Here is a 20,032-nt window from a genome sequence, read left to right as displayed (position 1 = left end):
CCGTGCGCGACGGGCGCGTCCCGCGGCTGCTCGTCGCCGTCGCGCTGCTGAGCGCGAGCGCGCCGCCCCTGCGCGCGCAGTCCGCCGAGGGGCTGCGCGTGGGCGCGACTGCCTCCCCTCCGGCGCCGCGGCAATCCGCCGCGCGCGCCGACTCGCTGACCCCGCAGCCGCCCATCACGCCGCGGCGAGCCTTCCTCACGTCGTTGGTGATGCCCGGCGTCGGGCAGGCGGCGCTCAACCGCCCCTATGCCGGCGGCGTCTTTTTGCTCGTCGAGGCGCTGTCCCTCACGATGCTGCATCGGTCGGCTGAGGATCTCCGCCTCGCACGACGCTTCTCGCGGGACTCGATGCCCTCGGCGTATCAGACGGATCCCGTGACCGGCGTCGTCGCCCGCGATTCGCTCGGCAACGCGATCGTCACCGAGTGGCAGCGCTCGCGGTACTCCGCCGGCTGGGTGCGCACGCGCCGCCTCCACGTCGAGGACTGGGTTGCGGTGCTGTTCTTCAACCACCTCTTCGCCGGCGCCGACGCCTTCGTCGCGGCACAGCTCTGGGACCTGCCGGAAAAAGTCTCGCTGCGGCCGACGCCGTTCGGGCCCGCCCTGACCGCCACGCTACGCTTCGGGGCTCCGCCGAGGCGCTAACGTCCGGGCCCGTACGGGGGCAGGGCCTGCTCCTGGCGCACGGAGTGCCCGTCCCAGCGGCAGAGGGCCACGCCCTCCGGCGAGACGCGCAGCAGTTGCGGCGCATCCAGCCAGGCCCCGGGATTCGCGAACACGCCCCGGCCCACCCGCTCGAGGGTGCTCACGTGCGAGTGCCCGAACACCAGGAGCTGCGGAGCATCAGCCGCGCCCAACCGCGCGTGCGCCACGCGTCGCAGGCCTTCGCCGCCGTCGCCAGGGCGCATATTCCGGCTCGTGTGCGAGCTGCGCAGCGCGAGCGCCGTGCCCCAGTTCGGATGCAGCCAGCGATACGCGCGGATCGCCCACGGGTGCCGCAGGACGGCGCGCAGACGGCGGTAGGGCGCGTCCTCCTTCTCGCGCAGGCCGTCGCCGTGCTCGATCAACGTGTCCCAGCCGCCCAGTGTCCCGCGCCAGGGGCCCTCGTGGTAGGTCACCCCGATGTCGCGTCGCAGGACCTCACCGCCCCAGCAGTCGTGATTGCCCGCGATCCACAGCACGGGCAGGCCGCCGTCCACGAGGCGCCCCAACTCGCCCAGCACCCGGATCCCCGTCCGCGGGATCACGTGTCGCCACTCGAACCAGAAGTCGAACAGGTCGCCGTTGATGACCAGCGCACCCGCATCGGCGGGCAGGTGGCGCAGGAAGCTCACCAACTCGCGCTCGGTCTCCGCCGGGGCCACGCCGAGGTGCGCGTCGGAGAGCAGGTAGACCGGGCCGGGAAGCATCCGCGAATCCTATGCAGGCACGCGGCCCTTTACAAATGGCGCGGACTTCCGGTAGACTCGCCGCGATGGAGAGCCGCACCGAAATCCGCGTCCGCTACGCCGAGACCGACCAGATGGGCGTGGCCTACCACGCCAATTATCTCGTGTGGTGTGAGGTGGGCCGCACCGACCTCATCCGGGAGGCAGGGATGCCGTATGCCGAGATGGAGCGTCGCGGCGTCCTCCTCGCGGTCGCCGACGCGCACCTGCGCTTCCACGCCAGTGCCCGCTACGACGATCTCGTGCGGATCGAGACCCGCCTCGCCGGGGTACGTTCCCGGATGGTGACCTTCGAGTACACGCTCTCGCGCGTCGGCGCGGACGGCGACGCGGCCGAGCGCCTCGCGACGGCCTCGACGACGCTGGTCTCCATTGACCCGGAGGGACGCCCGACGAGCCTCCCGGCGGACCTGCGCGCGCTCCTCGAGCGGGCGGCCGCGTGACCCGGCTCCTCGTCGCGGCCGCCCTGATTGTGGCCGGCGCCGGCTGCTACGGCTTCGCCGGCGGCGGGTTGCCGTCGCACGTGCGTACGGTGGCCGTGCTGCCCTTCGAGAACGAGGCCTCCAGCCCTGAACTCCCCCGCGAACTCCAGGATGCCCTCCGCGAGGGCCTGCAGTCGCGCCTGGGCCTCCGTGACGCCCCCGAAGCGCGTGCCCACGCCGTGGTCCGCGGCGTGGTCACCCGCTACGAGTTCGACATCGCCGCGGCGTTCTCCGCCAACCCGGCCCAGGCTACCTCGGCCCGGCGGCGCCTCCGTGTCCAAGTGAACGTGGAGATCGTCGATCAAGTGACCGGGCGCGTGCTCTGGTCCAAGAACGGGATGTCGGCCGACGGCGAGTATGCAGAGGGCAACGAGCCCGCTGGACGCAGGCAAGCCATCGACCGCATCGTCAACGACGTCATCGACGGAGCGCAGTCACAATGGTGAGTCGCATTTGCTCGCGACGCGGGGCCAGCACGCTCGGCTGTCTCTTCTCGATCTTTCTCGTCATCGCAATCGTCTATTTTGGGGTGAATGCAGGCCGGCCGTTCTGGCACAACTACAAGTTCCAGGACCGGATGGCGCAGGAGGCGCGCTTCGCCGCGAAGCGCAGTGACCTCACCATCCAACGGCGCCTCGCGGAGTATGCCGACTCGCTCAAGCTGCCCGAGGCCGCCCAGCGCGTCCGCGTGCGCCGGCGCTCCGGCACCATTGAGATCTGGGCTGACTACTACGTCAACATCGAGCTGCCCGGTATCGTGCGCGAGTTTCACTTCCAACCACGCGCGGTCGGCACCTTTTGAGCCAACCTGCACTGGCGGCGAGCAAGCTGCGCACGCGTGACGAGGCCGTCGCGTGGCGCGCGCGGTGCCGCGGCCCCGTCGTCTTTACCAACGGCGTGTTCGACCTGCTGCACCCGGGCCACGTCGACGTGCTCGAAGGCGCGCGCGCCGAGGGAGCGTACCTCGTCGTGGGCGTGAATAGCGACGCGTCCGTCCGCCGCTTGGGCAAAGGGCCGGAGCGTCCCGTTCGCAGCGAGCGCGAGCGCGCCTACGTGCTCGCCGCCCTCGCCGCCGTAGACTGTGTCGTCGTCTTCGACGAAGACACGCCCGCTGAACTCGTCGCTGCGCTGCAGCCCGACGTGCTCGTGAAGGGCGGGGACTATCGCCCTGACGAGGTCGCCGGAGGCGACACCGTCCGCGCACGCGGTGGCCGCATCGTCATTATCCCGCTGACGCCAGGCCACTCCACCACTGCCACCGTCCAGAAGCTCCGCAATGGCTGACTCCCGTCCCGGCGGTCGCGCGCACGACGCGCTGCGTCCCATTTCCCTCGAACGCCACGCCGTCCCCAATGCCGAAGGCTCCTGCCTCGTCAGCTTCGGCAACACGCGCGTCCTCTGTGCCGTCTCGGTCGAGGATGGGGTGCCCGGCTGGAAGAAGGGCAAAGGGGAGGGCTGGCTAACCGCCGAGTACGCGATGTTGCCGCGCGCGACGCACACGCGCTCGCCGCGCGAGCGCGGCCAGGTCGGGGGCCGCACGCAGGAGATCCAGCGCCTCATCGGGCGCAGCGTGCGCGCGATGCTCGACGACTTCGCCTGGGGCGAGTTCACGCTCAAGGTGGACTGCGACGTGCTGCAGGCCGATGGCGGCACGCGCACCGCCGCCATCACCGGCGCCTCGGTCGCGGTCGTGGATGCCTTCGAGTGGATGTGCCGCACGGGCCGTCTGCAACGGTCGCCCGTGCAGCGCCGCGTCGCCGCCGTGAGCGTCGGTGTCGTGGGTGGTCGTCCCGTGCTCGACCTCGAGTACGCCGAGGACGTCCGCGCCGACGTCGATGCCAACGTCGTGATGGCCAGCGCCGAGCGTTTCGTCGAGGTGCAGGGCACAGGCGAGAACGGCACGTTCGCACGCGGGGAGTTGGAGACGCTGCTCGACCTCGCGCACGCCGGTATCCGTGCGCTCGACGCGGTGCAGGCGCGCGCGCTCGGGCTCGGCTGAGTCGCGTGGTGGGCGCTGCGCCGCCACCCGTGCGGCACCCGCTGGTGCTCGCGACGCGTAGCACCGGGAAGATCCGCGAGTTCACCGCGCTCTGCGCGGCCGAGGACATCGCCGTCGAGACACTCGAGGCGTTGGGCATCGCGGAAGCCTCGGCGGAGGACACGCTCGAAGTGTTCGAGACCTTCGCCGAGAACGCGCGCGCGAAGGCGCAGCATTTCGCGGCGCTGCTTCCGGGCCGCATCGTGCTCGCGGAGGATTCCGGGCTCGTCGTGGATGCGCTCGGCGGCGGGCCGGGGGTGCGCAGCAAGCGGTGGACGGGCAGCACCGCGACAGGCGTGGCGCTCGACGCGGAGAACAACGCGGCGTTGGCGCGCGCGCTGACGGGCGCGATGGATCGGCGGGCGCGCTATGCGTGCGTCGCCGTGTGTGTCACTGCGGGTGAAGAGTGGATCGGCGAGGGCCGCGTCGAGGGCCACATCCTCGAATCGCCGCGGGGCGACGGCGGATTCGGCTACGATCCGTGGTTTTTCAGTGAGGAGTTGGGGTGCAGTTTCGGCGAGGCGTCGCGCGAGCAAAAGGCGCGTGTGAGTCATCGCGCGCGCGCGCTGCGTGCGGTGCTCGCGCGCGGTGGCGCGGTGTTGCGCGCGCAGCTGCAATCCGTCAGTTGACCGAAGGGAAACGACTGACTATCCTTGGTGTCTGTCTTGCGGGGCGTAGCGTAGCCCGGTATCGCGCCTGCTTTGGGAGCAGGAGGTCGCCGGTTCGAATCCGGCCGCCCCGATGGTGTGCGCGAGGGCAGGGACTCGCGAGGATCGTCCGGTCATCGCTGGTGAAGCGCCAGTAGCTCAGTTGGATAGAGCAACAGCCTTCTAAGCTGTGGGTCGGGGGTTCGATTCCCTCCTGGCGCGCTTCGCGAGATGCAGTGGAGATGGAGCAGGATCGCACGCGCCGTTAGCTCAATTGGCAGAGCAAGTGACTCTTAATCACTAGGTTGTAGGTTCGATTCCTACACGGCGCATTGGCGGGGCCTCGGCGCAGGCAGTCGGGGCCTTTCGCATCGGTGGTAGGCGGTGCGTGGAGGGGTGCGGCGGGGCTTGCGAGGGCGTGGATTCGCGAGTATCTTCAGCGTCCTTTTCGCGGATTGCTGCGAGAGGTCACCGGGGCGGCGACGCCCGCGTGAGTCTGGGCAAGAAAGTTTTCGGAAGGCCTTGACGAACGGTTGGTGAGTGAGTATGCTTAGAGGCTGTCGCGGAAATCGCGGCGAGCACAACGACGCTGATTGAAAATTGAGACGAGAGAAATCGCAAAGTGTGCGAGGCGAACTCGATGACGTGAGAGCGATCAGGCGCTCACCGAGAGTTCATGACCTGAAAACTTTTGTGATTCCGAAATAACGCTGTCATGCGACAGCGTGACAGCGATTCGGAAGAGCCTATTGGATTCTCTATTGGAGAGTTTGATCCTGGCTCAGGACGAACGCTGGCGGCGTGCTTAACACATGCAAGTCACGGGGGCCCGCAAGGGCAACCGGCGAACGGGTGCGTAACACGTGAGCAAGCTACCGATTTCTGGGGGATAGCCGGCCCAACGGCCGGGTAATACCGCATACGTTCACTAGGCGGCATCGTCTGGTGAGGAAACCTCCGGGGGAAATCGAGGCGCTCGCGGCCTATCAGCTAGTTGGCGGGGTAACGGCCCACCAAGGCGACGACGGGTAGCTGGTCTGAGAGGATGGCCAGCCACATTGGGACTGCGACACGGCCCAGACTCCTACGGGAGGCAGCAGTGGGGAATATTGCGCAATGGACGAAAGTCTGACGCAGCGACGCCGCGTGTGGGATGAAGCTCTTCGGGGTGTAAACCACTGTTGCCCGGGACGAACCTCCTCTTTCGAGAGGACTGACGGTACCGGGTGAGGAAGCACCGGCTAACTCTGTGCCAGCAGCCGCGGTAATACAGAGGGTGCGAGCGTTGTCCGGAATCACTGGGCGTAAAGGGCGCGTAGGTGGCTTGGTAAGCGTGTGGTGAAAGTCCGGGGCTCAACCCCGGATCTGCCGTGCGAACTGCTGAGCTTGAGCACTGTAGAGGCAGGTGGAATTTCGGGTGTAGCGGTGGAATGCGTAGAGATCCGAAAGAACACCAGTGGCGAAGGCGGCCTGCTGGGCAGTAGCTGACACTGAGGCGCGACAGCGTGGGGAGCAAACAGGATTAGATACCCTGGTAGTCCACGCCGTAAACGATGGGTACTAGGTGTCTGGGGGAGCGACCCCCTGGGTGCCGGCGCTAACGCATGAAGTACCCCGCCTGGGGAGTACGGCCGCAAGGCTGAAACTCAAAGGAATTGACGGGGGCCCGCACAAGCGGTGGAGCATGTGGTTTAATTCGACGCAACGCGAAGAACCTTACCTAGGCTTGACATGCTGGAGAAAGCTTGCGGAAACGTGAGCCCCTCTTCGGAGTTCCAGCACAGATGCTGCATGGCTGTCGTCAGCTCGTGTCGTGAGATGTTGGGTTAAGTCCCGCAACGAGCGCAACCCTCACCCTTAGTTACCAGCGGGTAAAGCCGGGGACTCTAGGGGGACTGCCGGTGCCAAACCGGAGGAAGGTGGGGATGACGTCAAGTCATCATGGCTCTTACGTCTAGGGCTACACACGTGCTACAATGGGCCGGACAGAGGGTCGCCAACTCGCGAGAGTGAGCCAATCCCCAAACCGGTCCTCAGTTCGGATTGTAGTCTGCAACTCGACTACATGAAGCTGGAATCGCTAGTAATCGTAGATCAGCTACGCTACGGTGAATACGTTCCCGGGCCTTGTACACACCGCCCGTCACGCCATGGAAGTTGTGAGCGCCCGAAGTCGGTGTCGGAACCCGCAAGGGACCAAGCCGCCTAAGGCGAGCGCAATGACTGGGGCGAAGTCGTAACAAGGTAGCCGTAGGGGAACCTGCGGCTGGATCACCTCCTTAACGGAGCAGCGAGTAGCCATCGGACGGACTTGTCCTCGGATGGACGAAAGCGCTACCGGATAGTCGCACGTCTCGTACGCTGCGCGATCTCTCTCGATCTCAGTGCATAGCAGTCTGGCGGTCGCTGTGGGGACACCCCAGGGGCTGCGTATGACCCGCTGTTTGACAACGGAAGATGGTAGTGTTCGTGGGATAACGAATCACACTAGTGACATATTTCGACGTATGCTGCGCAAGCAGCACACCGATTTCTGTACACTCGTTGTAGATCGCGCGTGCTCTGCTGGACTAGATATTGTGGTCAAGCGAGCGAATGCATGTCGAGGATGCCTTGGCACACGAAGGCGACGAAGGACGCGGTAAGCTGCGATAAGCTTGGGGGAGCGGCACACACGCTTTGATCCCAAGATCTCCGAATGGGGCAACCCAGCCGCCAGGAATGGCGGTTACGGCGCAAGCCGAGCTAACCCAGGGAACTGAAACATCTAAGTACCTGGTGGAAAGAGAAATCAACCGAGATGCCCCAAGTAGCGGCGAGCGAACGGGGTAGAGGCCAAACCGAGGTCCTTGTGACTTCGGGGTTGTAGGACCCACAGACGCGTAACGAGATGCCAGCTGAAGTCCCTTGGAACGGGGCGCCAAAGACGGTGACAGCCCGGTAAGCGAAGGCTATGCACGTTGCGTAGTGGAGTTCCTGAGTAACGCCCGACTCGAGTAATCGGGCGTGAAACCGGGGGGACCACCCTCCAAGCCTAAAGACTCTCGTGTGACCGATAGTGAACGAGTACCGTGAGGGAAAGGTGAAAAGCACCCCAGTGCGGGGAGTGAAATAGATCCTGAAACGACATGCATACAAGCGGTAGGAGGTTGGGCAGGACTTCGGTCCTGTCACGACTGACTGCGTGCCTTTTGCATTATGATCCGGCGAGTTACTCCTCAGGAGCGAGGCTAAGCGGTTCAGCCGCGGAGCCACAGCGAAAGCGAGTCCTGTAACGAGGGCGACGAAGTTCCTGGGGGTACGACCCGAAGCCAGGGCGATCTACCCATGAGCAGGGTGAAGCTGCGGTAACACGCAGTGGAGGCCCGAACCGGTATGGGTTGAAAACCGTTCGGATGACTTGTGGGTAGGGGTGAAAGGCCAATCAAGCCTGGAGATAGCTGGTTCTCCCCGAAATCTATTGAGGTAGAGCCTCGAGCAATTGTATGCAGGGGGTAGAGCGACTGGATGGTCGCGGGCTGGCATAGCCGGTACCAACACCAACCAAACTCCGAATACCTGTCATATGTATCTCGGGAGGCAGTCGTTGAGCGATAATGTCCAACGGCGAGAGGGAAAGAACCCAGAACCACAGCTAAGGCCCCAAAGTGGCCGCTGAGTATAGCGAAGGATGTGTCTCTACACTGACAACTGGGAGGTTGGCTTAGAAGCAGCCACTCCTTTAAAGAGTGCGTAATAGCTCACCAGTCCAGTGGGGATGCGCCGAGAATGGTCGGGATTAAGCGGCCCGCCGAAGCTTGGTCTTCTAGCTTTGCTAGAGGGGTAGGGGAGCGTTCTGTACGCCTTGAAGCGGCCGTGGAAACGTGCCGTGGAGTGTACGGAAGTGAGGATGCCGGATTGAGTACGCGCAAATGCGGGTGAGAACCCCGCACACCGTAAGCCCAAGGATTCCTGCGCCATGGCAATCAGCGCAGGGTGAGGCGGACCCTAAGGCGAGGCCCCAGAGGCGTAGCCGATGGATAGCCGGTTAAAATTCCGGCCCCGTCTGCAGTGTGTTAACAACCCAGGAGGGACCCTGGAACGAAGCGCGAGCGGCTTTGTGGATTGGCCGTTCAAGGGTGTAGGGCAACCGAGACCCGAGTACGAGGAGGCGGGGCAACCCAACTCCGAGTCGTGTAGAGTCGACAGGCAAGAAAAGCTCCTGCGGGGAATGCTGCAGATGACCGTACCGCAAACCGACACAGGTGGGCAAGGCGAGTAGCCTAAGGTGAACGAGTGAAACCGGGTCAAGGAACTCGGCATAATGATCCCGTAACTTCGGAAGAAGGGATGCCGATTGAGGTTGGCGACTTCGCGTCGCAGGCTTCGATTGGTCGCAGATAATCGGCCCAAGCGACTGTTTAGCAAAAACACAGGTGAGTGCCAAGCCGCACAAGGCGCCGTATACTCACTGACGCCTGCCCGGTGCCGGAAGGTTAAGGGGAGATGTTAGCCGCAAGGCGAAGCATTGAGCCGAAGCCCCGGTAAACGGCGGCCGTAACTATAACGGTCCTAAGGTAGCGAAATTCCTTGTCGGGTAAGTTCCGACCTGCACGAATGGCGTAACGACTTGGGCACTGTCTCGACCCGGTGCTCGGCGAAATAGCAGTCTCGGTGAGGATTCCGAGTCCCCGCAGCAGGACAAAAAGACCCCATGCACCTTTACTGCAGCTTGTCATTGGACGTCGCATGTGACTGTGTAGCATAGCTGGGAGCCGTTGAGGCCCGGGCGCTAGCTCGGGCGGAGGCATCAGTGAAATACCAGCCTGGCTCATGTAACGTCCTCACCACGCGCGAGCAAACCTCGGCTGGGACCGTGGCAGGTGGGCAGTTTGACTGGGGCGGTCGCCTCCGAAAGAGTAACGGAGGCGCGCGCATGGTTCCCTCAGCGCGGACGATATTCGCGCTCTAGAGTGTAACGGCACAAGGGAGCCTGACGGCGAGACCGACGGGTCGAGCCGCCACGAAAGTGGGCCGTAGTGATCCGGTAGCCCGGTGTGGATCGGCTATCGCGCAACGGATAAAAGGTACGCTGGGGATAACAGGCTTATCGCGCCCGAGAGTTCACATCGACGGCGCGGTTTGGCACCTCGATGTCGGCTTATCACATCCTGGGGCTGGAGAAGGTCCCAAGGGTCCGGCTGTTCGCCGGTTAAAGTGGTACATGAGCTGGGTTCAGAACGTCGTGAGACAGTTCGGTCTGTATCCGCTGTGGGCGTTGGAGAGTTGAGGGGCGCGGACTCTAGTACGAGAGGACCGAGTCGGACGATCCGCTCGTGTCCCGGCTGTCACGCCAGTGGCACCGCCGGGTAGCGATGATCGGCACAGATAACCGCTGAAAGCATCTAAGTGGGAAGCTGTCCCCAAGATGAACTCTCCCTGGGACCTTGAGTCCCCTGAAGGGCCGTGGGAGACCACCACGTCGATAGGTGGGGAGTGGAACGTCAGCAATGACCTCCGAGCTAACCCATCCTAATCGCCCGTGCGGCTTGACTACTCCCCAGTTTCTCGAAACTGGGCAGGAATACAACCGCAGAGCTTCGCACGATCTAACAATCGTACGATTCGCCACTACACGAACACTACCATCTCCTCCGTTGTCTCCACTTCGCTGGCGACTAGAGCGTAGGGGCCACACTCGTTCCCATCCCGAACACGATCGTTAAGCCCTACAGCGCCGATGGTACTCCGTCCGAGAGGACGCGGGAGAGTAGGCCGTCGCCGGCACCTCATTGAAGGCCCCAGTCGTTCACTCGGCTGGGGCCTTCGTGCGTTCCGTTTCCCCCTCGTGGCTCGTCTCCATCCGTATGGCTACCTCCGCCGGATTCGTCACCCTCGTCGGTCGGCCCAACGCCGGCAAGAGCACGCTGCTCAATCGCCTCGTCGGCGAGCGGCTGGCCATCGTGTCGCCCAAGCCGCAGTCCACGCGGGAGCGGGTCGTCGGAATCCTCAGCGACGAGACGTCACAGATCATCTTTCTCGACACGCCAGGGCTGCTCGAGCCGCGCTACGCGCTGCACCGCGCGATGCTGCACAGCGCGCACAAGGCCATCGAGGACGCCGATGTCATCCTCTATCTCGTGGACGCGACGCGCGACAAGCCCGAGGACCTGATGGCGCTGGCCCAGCTGCCGCAGGCGCCCCGCGCCCCGGTGCTGGTCGTGTTCAACAAACTCGATGAAGTGTCCGCGGTTCGCCGCGAGGAGCTGGCGGCGCTGGCGCCCGACGGGCTCTGGGTGTCCGCCGCCACAGGGGAGGGCGTCGAGGCGTTGCTCGCTGCGGTCCGCGCGCGACTGCCGCAGAGTCCGTTCCTCTACGACCAGGACGACGTCTCGACCCAGCACCTACGCTTCTTCGTGGCCGAGTTCCTGCGTGAGACGGTCCTCGAACAGCTGGAGGACGAAGTGCCGTACGGCATCGCCGTCGGCATCGATGAGTTTCGGGAAAGTGAGGATCCTGTGTACATTCGGGCGGTGCTCTATGTGGAGCGCGAGAGCCAGAAGCGCATCGTGATCGGCGCCGGCGGCAGTCGCATCAAGGCGATCGGGCAGGCGGCGCGCGCGCGCATCGAGCCGCTCGTCGGGCGCCCCATCTACCTCGACCTCTGGGTCAAGGAGCTGAAGAATTGGCGGAAGGACATCCACGCACTGGCCCGGCTGGGCTTCGCGATGCCCGAGGAACCTCGGCGATGACCCCCCTCCCCCCGGCCGTACGCGCGCTGCTGGTGTGCCCTCGGTGCCGCGGCCCGTTGCGGGACGCGGCGGACGCCGAGGCACACGGCCTGGCCTGCGACGCCTGCGGGCTCGTCTACCCCATCGAGGGTGGGATTCCGGTGCTTCTGGCCGAGCGCGGCATACCGCTCGCGTCCCGCTGACGCCAGGGGTGCCAAGACGTGCAACTGCTTGTCAATGCTTAGTTTGACACTACTCTCGGGAGAACCTACGTTTCCCCCTTCACCCCAGCGCTGACCGAGTGTCCCAGAGCGCCGCACTGCTGTTCACCCCCGATGGCCAGCCGTTGCCGGATTCGATCCGGGCGTGGCTGGAGAGCCGCAGCGTCCCGACGCGGCGGTTCAGCGACGCCGACGAGGTGATGCAGGTAGCCCTGCGCGGGCGCCCGCGCCTCGTACTGGTGGACGCACGGCAGCACCCGGTGGCGGCGCTCAAGATGTGCCGCCGACTGAAGCAGGACTCCTTCACGGGGATTGTGCCCGTGATGTTGGCGAGCCGGGATGACGACGCCTCCTTTGCCGCGGCGTTCGATGCCGGCGCAGACGAAGTGCTGCGTGAGGGGCTCGGGGCGCACGAGGTGACGTTGCGCCTGGATGCGATGCTGCGGCGCAGCGACCGCGACACCTTCGTGCACCCGTCCACGCGCTTGCCGGGAACCATCGAGATTGAGCAGGAGATGACGCGGCGCATCGAGGCGAAGGTACCGTTCGCGGTGTGCTATGCTGACCTCGACCACTTCAAGGAATACAACGATCGCTACAGCTACTACGACGGCGACCGCGTGATTCGCATCCTGTCGCGGATCCTGCACGACATCGTGAAGGGGATTTGTGGGGAGCGGGGGTTTGTGGGGCACATCGGCGGCGATGACTTTCTGTTCATTATTCCGGTGGACGATATCGTGACCACCTGCGGCACGGTGGTCGAGGTCTTCGATACGTTGATTCCGTACCAGTACTCGGAGCAGGATCGACGGGCAGGTTATTATTTCGGCAAGGATCGGCGCGGCCAGTTGCACAAGGTGCCGTTGATGACGCTCTCGGTGGGAGTGGTGACCAACGAGCGGCGCGTCTTCGCGCACGCGGGGCAGGTCAGCGAGCTGGCGACGGAGATGAAGAGTTACGCGAAGACACTGCACGGCTCGGTGTACTCGGTGGACCGTCGCGGCGACGGTCCGGCCAGCGACACACCGTTGCCGAACCATCGGTCGGCCAACGCGGGGGATCGGACTTGAACGTGACGTGCGGGGAGTGCCAGTCGGTGTTCCGGGTGGATCCGGCCAAGGTGCCTGCCGGCGGGATCCGGGCCCGGTGCTCGGTCTGCGGCGCGGTTTTGCGGGTGGGGGCGATGGCAGGCCTGGGCGTTGCGACGCAGCGCCCATCGACGCCGACACCGATGGCCCCGGCCGCTCCTACGGCGCCGCGTGTCACCGCCACGCCGGTTCGTCCCCCCGCAGCCGCCACCCCTCCGCTCCCGCCGGCCGCAGTGCCGGTGCCCGCGGCAGCGCCGGCTTCGCGTCCGGCGCCGCCGTTGCGGACCTCGGCGGGGAAGCTGACGCCGCCCATTCCCGGTGCGGCCATTCCGTCGACGCCGCCCCGACCGACGGCCCCCAGCGCACCGGGGCGCACGACGCAGGCCCGCCCGCCGCTGATGACACCGCAGGTGCCGGCGCAGGCGGTGCCTCCCGCCGTGCCGCCCGTGGCTCCTCCGCCAGCGGCGCGGCCTGTGATGCCGCCCCCGGCGCGGGCGTTGACGCCGTCCCCGCTGGCGCCGAAGCCACCCGCTGCGGGCGCGCCCCCGGCGCGGCCTGTGATGCCGACTCCAGTCCGTCCGGCGGCGCGCCCGTCGCTCGCTCGGTCGACCGTGCCACCGCCAGTTCAGCCGGCCAAGCCTGCGGCTGCAGCCCCAGCGGTGTCGGCGCCTGCCGCGTCACCGTCGCCGCTGTCGATTCCGCGGGTCTCGCAAGCGGCCAAGCCCGCGGCGCCCGCGGCGGGGGCCCCTGGGCGGAAGCCGGTAAATCCGTTCCTGTCCAACGATCCGAACCTGAAGGCGCGGCGGCTGGCTCGCGCACTGGTCTCGGATATGATGGCCTACCTGCCGGACAAGCGAGAGCAGGGGCTCAAGGACGGGACGTTGAAGGCACTGTTCAAGGAAGAGATCAAGAAGAGCTACGAGGAGTACGTGGACCAGGTGGGCAAGGAGTTTGCGGATTCCACGTCGCACTTCCAGGAAGCCCTCAACGACCTGCTGGCCGGCGGCCAGAAGATGTTCTAGGTCGGGCGGCCGCAGGGCTACGAAGTCCCGCGGCGGATGGCTATCTTTCGCGCAGTCGCCGCGAGCCGTGTGCGCCACGCTGCACACGGCTCGCCGCGTTTCACCCTGAGTCTCCCCGATGTCCGAATCCGCCCTGCAGGCCTCCCTGACGCACGACGAAGCGCGACTGGTCGAGCTCCGGAGGTACCTTTGACCTGGATCGCAAGCGCGAGCGCCTGAACGCCCTCGAGCACGATATGAGCGACGGCGGCTTCTGGAACAACCAGGAGCGCGCGCGGGAGACGGTGCAGGAGGTAAAGACGCTGAAAGGGTGGATCGAGCCGTGGGACCGGCTCTCGGCCCGACTGACGAGCACCCGCGAGTTGCTCGAGCTCCTGGCCCTCGAGCCGGATGAGGCGATGGCGGCTGAGGTGGCACGCGAGGCGGCGGCGATCCGGGAGGAGACGGACGCCTTCGAGCTCAAGACGCTACTGCAGGGGCGCGATGACTTCCGCGATGCGCAGCTGGAGATCAGCGCTGGCGCCGGTGGCACCGAGGCGCAGGACTGGGCGCAGATGCTGATGCGGATGTACACCCGCTGGGCGGAGCGGAAGGGCTTCGGGGTGGACATCATCGACCTGTCCGAGGGCGAGGAGGCCGGCATCAAGGGCGCGGTGCTGGAGATCAAGGGGGAGTACGCGTACGGCTTCCTGCGACCGGAGAGCGGCGTGCACCGCCTGGTGCGGATCTCGCCCTTCGACTCGCAGGCGCGACGGCACACGAGCTTCGCGTCGGTGTTCGTGTACCCGGTGGTGAACGAGGAGATCAACATCGAGATCCGCGAAGAGGACCTGCGGATCGACGTCTACCGGGCCTCGGGGGCCGGCGGCCAGCACGTGAACAAGACCAGCTCGGCGGTGCGCATCACGCACCTGCCGACGGGGATCGTGGTGGCGTCGCAGTCGGAGCGCTCGCAGTTCAAGAACAAGGCGACGTGTATGAAGCAGCTGAAGAACAAGCTGTACCAACGCGAGATCGAGAAGCAGGCGGCGGTGAAGGCGGCGATGGACGCGAACAAGATGGACGTGTCGTTCGGCTCGCAGATCCGCAGCTATGTGTTCCAGCCGTACACGATGGTCAATGACCATCGCACGGAGCTGAAGGTGACGGACGTGCACAAGGTGATGGACGGGGCGATCGATCCGTTCATCGAGGCATTCCTCAAGCAGGGCGCCTCGGGCGCCGCGGCGTAGGCAGACGATGAGCGACGAACTCAACCACGTGATGCGCGCGCGGCGCGAGAAGCTCGAGGCCCTCGCGGCGCTCGGCGTCGCGCCGTTTGCCTACTCCTACGACCGCACGCACGGCTGTGGCGCGGCGCTGCCGCTACTGGGCGAGGCGGAGCAGGGGCCGACGGTGCGCGTGGCGGGGCGCCTGGTGGCGCTGCGCGGGCACGGCAAGACGATCTTCGCGCACGTCGCCGACGACACCGGCCGCATCCAGCTCTACTTCAAGAAGGATGTGCTGGGCGAGGCCTTCGCGCTGGTCGAGCTGTTCGACCTGGGCGACGTGGTCGGCGTTGAGGGCTACCTGTTCCGCACGCGCACTGGCGAAGTCACGGTGCACGTGACGCAGGCGACGCTGCTCGCGAAGTCGCTGCGCCCGCTGCCCTTCGGCAAGGAAGAGCAGGTGGACGGCAAGGCCGTGCGCCACTCGGGGTTCGCCGACGGCGAGCAGCGCTCGCGGCAGCGCTACGCGGACCTCGCGGTGCACCCGGAGGTGCGGCGACACTTCGCCGCGCGCTCGCGGATGACGACGGCGATCCGCCGCGCGCTGGACGAGCTGGGCTACCTCGAGGTCGAGACCCCGGTGCTGCAGCCGCTGTATGGCGGCGCGGCGGCGCGACCGTTCACGACGCACCACAATGCGCTGGATATGCCGCTCTACCTGCGCATCGCGGACGAGCTGTACCTGAAGCGCCTCGTCGTGGGGGGCTTCGACCGCGTGTACGAGATCGGCCACGACTTCCGCAACGAGGGCATCGACCGGACGCACAATCCGGAGTTCACGATGCTGGAGTTCTACGAGGCCTACGCCGACTACACGGTGATGATGGGCCGCGTGGAGCAACTGCTGATCACGGCCGCCACGGCGGTGCGCGAGACACTGGGCGACGCGCCGCGCACGCGCCTCGACGGGACCGAGGCGGGCCCGGTGCCGGAGTTCGTCGTGCCGTTCCCGCGCATCGAGTGGGTGCCGGCGCTGTCGCAGGCGCTCGGCGTGGCGGACGCGATGCAGCTCAGCGACGCGCAGCTCGCGACGGCGGCGGAGCAGGCCGGCGTCCACGACATCCCGAAGCTCTCGCGTCCGAAGCTGATGGACGAGCTCTTCCAGCATCACGTGGAGAGCAAGATCGACACGCCGACCTTCGTGCTCGACTATCCGGTCGAGCTCTCGCCGCTGGCCAAGCCGCACCGCACGAAGCCAGGCCTGACGGAGCGCTTCGAGCTCTTCGCCAAGGGGAAGGAGCTGGCCAACGCGTTCTCCGAGCTCAATGACCCGCTGGACCAGCGGGCGCGCTTCGAGGCGCAGGCGCGGCTCAAGGCGGCGGGTGACGAGGAGGCGACGGGGGTGGACGAGGACTACCTGCGCGCGATGGAATACGGGATGCCGCCGATGGGCGGCGTCGGCATCGGGCTGGACCGCCTCTTTATGTACCTCACGGACACGCCGCACATCCGCGACGTGATCCTGTTCCCGCTGATGCGGCCGGAGTGATGCGCGGGCTCGAACTCTCGATTGCCTGGCGCTACCTGCGCAGCCGTCGCGGGTCGCGGTTGCTGTCGTTCATCTCGGTGATCGCGGTGGCGGGCGTGGCCGTCGGCGTGAGCGCGCTCATCGTGATTATGGGCGTGATGAACGGTCTGCAGACGGACCTGCGGGAGAAGATCCTCGTCGGCAGCCCGGACATCCGCGTGCTCACCTATGGCGAGTCGCTGCGGATGGAGCGCTGGCAGGAGGCGCAGGCGCGGGTCGAGGGTGTGGGCGACGTCGTGCGCGTGGCGCCGTTCGTGATCACCCAGGGTCTGGCGACGGCCGGCCGCGGTCACCACGAGTCGGTCACGGTGGCGGGGATCCTGCCGGGGGACTCGGCGTCGGCACAGGTCACGACGATCCGCGACCACGCGGCGCCGGGGGCGTTCAGCTTCGTCACCACCGATTCACTGACGAACGGCGTCGTGCTCGGACGGTTGTTGGCGGACCGCCTCGGCGCCTACCCAGGAATGCGCATCACGATCGTGACCGCGGGCGCGAACTCGTCGAGCGCCATCGGGCAGGCGATCGGCGGGGCGGGTCCGCTGGGCGCCTTCGCGCGCGGCGTCGTGGTGCAGCAGTTCGAGGTGACTGGGACCTTTGAAACGCTGATGTACGAGTACGACAACAACTACGCCTACGTCCCGCTCGAGTATGCGCAGCGTCTGGCCGGCTTGGACTCCGCGGTGACCGGACTCGAGGTCAAGACGACGGATCGCTGGGTGGCGCCCGACGTCGCGGCGCGCATCGTCGAGCTGCTGGGCTGGCCGTACCGGGCCGAAGATTGGCAGCAGCAGAACAGCTCGCTGTTCCGCGCACTCAAGCTCGAGAAGCTGGGGATGAGCGTCATCCTCGCGCTGATCATTATGGTCGCGGCGTTCAACATCGTGAGCACGCTCACGATGGTCGTGCGCGACAAGACGCGGGAGATCGGCATCCTGAAGGCGATGGGGATGCGCGCCGACTCGATCCGCCGGATCTTCCTGCTGCAGGGCATGTTCATCGGCGCGGTGGGAACGGGCATCGGGTTGGCGCTCGGACTCGGCACCGGCCTCGCGCTCGAGCGCTGGAAGCTGATCGCGCTGGACCCGTCGGTGTACTTCATCGATCACTTGCCGGTGCGACTGGAAGTCTTCGACGTCGGCATCATCCTGTTGCTGAGCGTGGGCGTCGCCGTGCTGGCGACGCTGCATCCGGCGGCGACGGCGGCGAAGCTCTACCCGATCGAGGCCATCCGCAGCGAATGACGGCGCCCATCGACTCCGCTTCCGCGAGCGCAGCCGGAACCGCACCGGTGCTCGAGGCGCTGGGCGTGGTGAAGGGCTATCGCGGCGGCGACGGCGCGACGCTGCGCGTGCTCGACGGCGTGGACCTGACGGTCGCCGCCGGCGAGATGGTGGCCGTGGTCGGCGCGAGCGGCAGCGGCAAGAGCACCTTCCTGCACGTCGTCGGGGCCTTGGAGCGCCCGGATGCGGGCGTGGTGCGCCTGGGCGGCAGCTCGACGTCAGGGGCCAGCGATGAAGCCTTGGCGACGCTCCGCAACCAACGCGTGGGCTTCGTGTTCCAGTTCCACCACCTGCTGAAGGAGTTCTCGGCGCTCGAGAACGTGATGATGCCGATGCGCATCGCTGAGCGATCGGACGCCGAGGCGCGTGCGCGGGCGACCGAGTTGCTCGAGCGCGTGGGCTTGGGGGCGCGGCTCCATCATCGACCGGCGGAACTCTCGGGTGGCGAGCAGCAGCGGGCGGCTGTCGCGCGCGCCTTGGCGCTGCAGCCGCCGATCCTGCTGGCGGACGAGCCCTCGGGCAATCTCGACCATCACAACGCCGAACGCCTGCACGACCTCTTCGCGGAGTTGACGCGCGAGTCGGGGTTGGGCATCGTCGTGGTCACGCACAACCGCTCGTTGGCCGAGCGTGCCCATCGGGTGCTGCACCTGGAGGACGGCCGCCTGCATCCGGCGCCGCCCTCGGCCGGGGGGGTGTGATGGTCTGCGACAACTGCCGCGAACGCGACGCCGTGGTGCACCTCACGCAGATCGTCGAGGCGGTGGTGTCGCAGGTCCATCTCTGCGAGCAGTGCGCGGCGGCGCGGGGCATCGAGACCACCGTCGCCGTCCCGAAGCACCCCTTGGGCGACTTCCTGCAGGCGGTGCAGCAACAGGCGGCCCAGATGCCCGGCGACGCCGCACGATGCGCCTACTGCGGGACGTCGTTGCGGGACTTCCGGGCCAGCGGCCGTTTGGGCTGCGCGCAGTGCTATGGCGCGTTCGAGCAGAGCCTGCGGGAGTTGCTGCGCCGCATCCACGGCAGCACGCGGCACGAGGGGTGGCGGCACGCGGCGGCGGATCCCGACTTGGTCGCGCGAGAGGCCACCCTGGAGGTGCTACGCTCGCGGCTCGCGAAGGCGGTGGAGGGCGAGGCCTTCGAGGAGGCCGCCGCCTTGCGCGACCAGATTCGGGGGATGGAGTGAGCCTGGACCTCACGCTGCTGCCGGACGGCGGCCTGCACTGGCTGATTGGGAATGGCGCCCATTCGGGCATCGTGCTCTCGTCCCGGATTCGTCTTGCCCGCAACCTTGCGGGGTTCGCGTTTCCGACGCGCGCCCGGGAGGGCGAGCGCCTGCGCGTGCTGCATCAGGTGAAGGCGACCGCGGCGCGGTTGCCGACCTTGCGCAGCGCGGCGTTCGTGCGGGTGGACGAGTGCAGCCCGGTGGAGCGGCAGCTGCTGCACGAGCGGCACTTGGTGAGTCGGGAGCTGGTCGGGCTGGATCGGCCCGGGGAGCCGCCGTCGGCGGCTGGGGTCCTGGTGACGGGCGACGCCGGCGTGATGGTAAACGAAGAAGACCATTTGCGGGTCCAAGTGTTCAGGAGCGGGTTCGACGTGCCTGGGGCGCTGCTGCAGGCCGAGGCGCTGGACGCGGAGTTGGCGGAGGCATTGCCGTTCGCGGCGCATCCGGAGTTTGGTTTCCTGACGGCGTGCCCGACGAACACGGGAACCGGCTTGCGGGCGTCGGTACTGATTCACTTGCCGGGCTTGGTGCTCACGCAGGAGATCGGCAAGGTGCTGCAGGGCCTGCAGCATATGGGCCTGACGTACCGCGGACTGTACGGCGAAGGCAGCGACGTGCTCGGCAACCTGTTTCAGATCTCGAACCAGACGACGCTGGGGCGGTCGGAGACGGACCTGGCGGACCAGTTGGTGCGGGTGGTGCGCCGGGTGATCGAGCGGGAGGAGGAGGCGCGCGGGGTTCTGGCGCGTGACGCGGGTTATATTATCGAGGACAAGCTGTGGCGCGCGTACGGGACCTTGCGGCACGCCCGGAGCCTGCCGGCAGAGGAAGCGATGAACCTGCTGAGCGGGTTGCGGTTGGCGGCGGGGTTGCAGTTGGTGTCCGGACTTTCGGTCTACACGCTCAACAAGCTCCTGATCTTCAGCCAGTCGGCGCACCTCTCGCACTCGGCGGGACGGATGTTGACCGACGGCGAGGCGAACCTGGCGCGGGCCCGCTACGTGCGTCAGGTACTCGCCAACGAGGCACGCCTTCCCGATTGACCCTCGGGGAGCGCAGCGGTCGAGGCA

At 66.6% G+C, this 20,032-nt stretch carries 18 protein-coding genes, 3 tRNA genes and 3 rRNA genes; 23 read left to right on the top strand and 1 reads right to left on the bottom strand.

What is annotated here, in order from left to right:
- Window positions 1-2: 2 nt before the first annotated feature.
- Window positions 3-644: a hypothetical protein gene (locus tag KF689_07070; GenBank protein ID MBX3133128.1), complete on the top strand. Its 642-nt coding sequence runs from the start codon at window positions 3-5 to the stop codon at window positions 642-644.
- On the opposite strand, the gene KF689_07065 is transcribed toward KF689_07070, so the two are convergent.
- Complete coding sequence (locus KF689_07065; protein ID MBX3133127.1) at window positions 641-1,408, bottom strand: UDP-2,3-diacylglucosamine diphosphatase; 768 nt, start codon at window positions 1,406-1,408, stop codon at window positions 641-643. The two genes, KF689_07070 and KF689_07065, sit on opposite strands and share 4 nt — an antisense overlap.
- Window positions 1,409-1,473: 65 nt before the next feature.
- On the opposite strand from KF689_07065, the gene KF689_07060 reads away from it, so the two are divergent.
- The 22 genes from KF689_07060 (at window position 1,474) to KF689_06955 (ending at window position 20,005) form a co-directional block, all read left to right on the top strand.
- The gene (locus KF689_07060) at window positions 1,474-1,890 is read left to right on the top strand and encodes an acyl-CoA thioesterase (GenBank protein MBX3133126.1); all 417 of its coding nucleotides are present in this window, start codon (window positions 1,474-1,476) and stop codon (window positions 1,888-1,890) included.
- A complete protein-coding gene (locus KF689_07055; GenBank protein ID MBX3133125.1) occupies window positions 1,887-2,375 on the top strand; it encodes a hypothetical protein in 489 nt (162 codons plus the stop codon). Before KF689_07060 ends, KF689_07055 begins: the two co-directional genes overlap by 4 nt.
- Window positions 2,369-2,731: a hypothetical protein gene (locus KF689_07050; protein MBX3133124.1), complete on the top strand. Its 363-nt coding sequence runs from the start codon at window positions 2,369-2,371 to the stop codon at window positions 2,729-2,731. The genes KF689_07055 and KF689_07050 overlap by 7 nt, the downstream gene beginning before the upstream one ends.
- Entirely contained in the window at window positions 2,728-3,213 is a 486-nt protein-coding gene (rfaE2, locus tag KF689_07045) for a D-glycero-beta-D-manno-heptose 1-phosphate adenylyltransferase (protein MBX3133123.1), read from the top strand. The genes KF689_07050 and rfaE2 overlap by 4 nt, the downstream gene beginning before the upstream one ends.
- The gene (gene rph / locus KF689_07040; GenBank protein ID MBX3133122.1) at window positions 3,206-3,928 is read left to right on the top strand and encodes a ribonuclease PH; all 723 of its coding nucleotides are present in this window, start codon (window positions 3,206-3,208) and stop codon (window positions 3,926-3,928) included. Before rfaE2 ends, rph begins: the two co-directional genes overlap by 8 nt.
- 8 nt (window positions 3,929-3,936) lie before the next feature.
- Complete coding sequence (locus tag KF689_07035; protein MBX3133121.1) at window positions 3,937-4,596, top strand: non-canonical purine NTP pyrophosphatase; 660 nt, start codon at window positions 3,937-3,939, stop codon at window positions 4,594-4,596.
- 39 nt (window positions 4,597-4,635) lie between these two features.
- Window positions 4,636-4,709: transfer RNA gene (locus KF689_07030), tRNA-Pro, on the top strand.
- A gap of 53 nt (window positions 4,710-4,762) precedes the next feature.
- Window positions 4,763-4,836: transfer RNA gene (locus KF689_07025), tRNA-Arg, on the top strand.
- A gap of 37 nt (window positions 4,837-4,873) precedes the next feature.
- A tRNA-Lys gene (locus KF689_07020) sits at window positions 4,874-4,946 on the top strand.
- 426 nt (window positions 4,947-5,372) lie between these two features.
- Window positions 5,373-6,896 (top strand): 16S ribosomal RNA (locus tag KF689_07015).
- A 299-nt stretch (window positions 6,897-7,195) separates the two neighbouring features.
- Window positions 7,196-10,150, top strand: a 23S ribosomal RNA gene (locus KF689_07010).
- A gap of 113 nt (window positions 10,151-10,263) precedes the next feature.
- Window positions 10,264-10,380: ribosomal RNA gene (gene rrf, locus KF689_07005) — 5S ribosomal RNA — on the top strand.
- Together the 16S, 23S and 5S rRNA genes with 3 tRNA genes alongside form the textbook arrangement of a ribosomal RNA operon.
- Window positions 10,381-10,460: 80 nt before the next feature.
- The gene (gene era, locus KF689_07000; protein MBX3133120.1) at window positions 10,461-11,345 is read left to right on the top strand and encodes a GTPase Era; all 885 of its coding nucleotides are present in this window, start codon (window positions 10,461-10,463) and stop codon (window positions 11,343-11,345) included.
- Window positions 11,342-11,527, top strand: a complete 186-nt coding sequence (locus tag KF689_06995; protein MBX3133119.1) for a hypothetical protein — start codon at window positions 11,342-11,344, stop codon at window positions 11,525-11,527. The genes era and KF689_06995 overlap by 4 nt, the downstream gene beginning before the upstream one ends.
- 98 nt (window positions 11,528-11,625) lie before the next feature.
- The gene (locus tag KF689_06990) at window positions 11,626-12,618 is read left to right on the top strand and encodes a diguanylate cyclase (protein ID MBX3133118.1); all 993 of its coding nucleotides are present in this window, start codon (window positions 11,626-11,628) and stop codon (window positions 12,616-12,618) included.
- A gap of 26 nt (window positions 12,619-12,644) precedes the next feature.
- Entirely contained in the window at window positions 12,645-13,658 is a 1,014-nt protein-coding gene (locus KF689_06985; GenBank protein ID MBX3133117.1) for a hypothetical protein, read from the top strand.
- A 194-nt stretch (window positions 13,659-13,852) separates the two neighbouring features.
- Window positions 13,853-14,890 carry a peptide chain release factor 2 gene (gene prfB, locus KF689_06980; GenBank protein MBX3133116.1) on the top strand — a complete coding sequence of 346 codons (1,038 nt, stop codon included), beginning with the start codon at window positions 13,853-13,855 and terminating at the stop codon, window positions 14,888-14,890.
- A gap of 7 nt (window positions 14,891-14,897) precedes the next feature.
- The gene (lysS, locus tag KF689_06975) at window positions 14,898-16,415 is read left to right on the top strand and encodes a lysine--tRNA ligase (protein ID MBX3133115.1); all 1,518 of its coding nucleotides are present in this window, start codon (window positions 14,898-14,900) and stop codon (window positions 16,413-16,415) included.
- Window positions 16,415-17,698, top strand: coding sequence for an ABC transporter permease (locus tag KF689_06970; protein ID MBX3133114.1), 1,284 nt, complete (start codon window positions 16,415-16,417; stop codon window positions 17,696-17,698). Before lysS ends, KF689_06970 begins: the two co-directional genes overlap by 1 nt.
- The gene (locus tag KF689_06965; GenBank protein MBX3133113.1) at window positions 17,695-18,438 is read left to right on the top strand and encodes an ABC transporter ATP-binding protein; all 744 of its coding nucleotides are present in this window, start codon (window positions 17,695-17,697) and stop codon (window positions 18,436-18,438) included. Before KF689_06970 ends, KF689_06965 begins: the two co-directional genes overlap by 4 nt.
- The gene (locus KF689_06960) at window positions 18,438-18,923 is read left to right on the top strand and encodes a UvrB/UvrC motif-containing protein (protein ID MBX3133112.1); all 486 of its coding nucleotides are present in this window, start codon (window positions 18,438-18,440) and stop codon (window positions 18,921-18,923) included. Before KF689_06965 ends, KF689_06960 begins: the two co-directional genes overlap by 1 nt.
- The gene (locus tag KF689_06955) at window positions 18,920-20,005 is read left to right on the top strand and encodes a hypothetical protein (GenBank protein ID MBX3133111.1); all 1,086 of its coding nucleotides are present in this window, start codon (window positions 18,920-18,922) and stop codon (window positions 20,003-20,005) included. The genes KF689_06960 and KF689_06955 overlap by 4 nt, the downstream gene beginning before the upstream one ends.
- Window positions 20,006-20,032: the final 27 nt, after the last annotated feature.

Source organism: Gemmatimonadaceae bacterium (assembly GCA_019637355.1).
Classification (GTDB): Bacteria; Gemmatimonadota; Gemmatimonadetes; order Gemmatimonadales; family Gemmatimonadaceae; genus Pseudogemmatithrix.
Note: the sequence above shows the minus strand (reverse complement) of the source record. Positions and strands in the feature narration are given on the sequence as shown.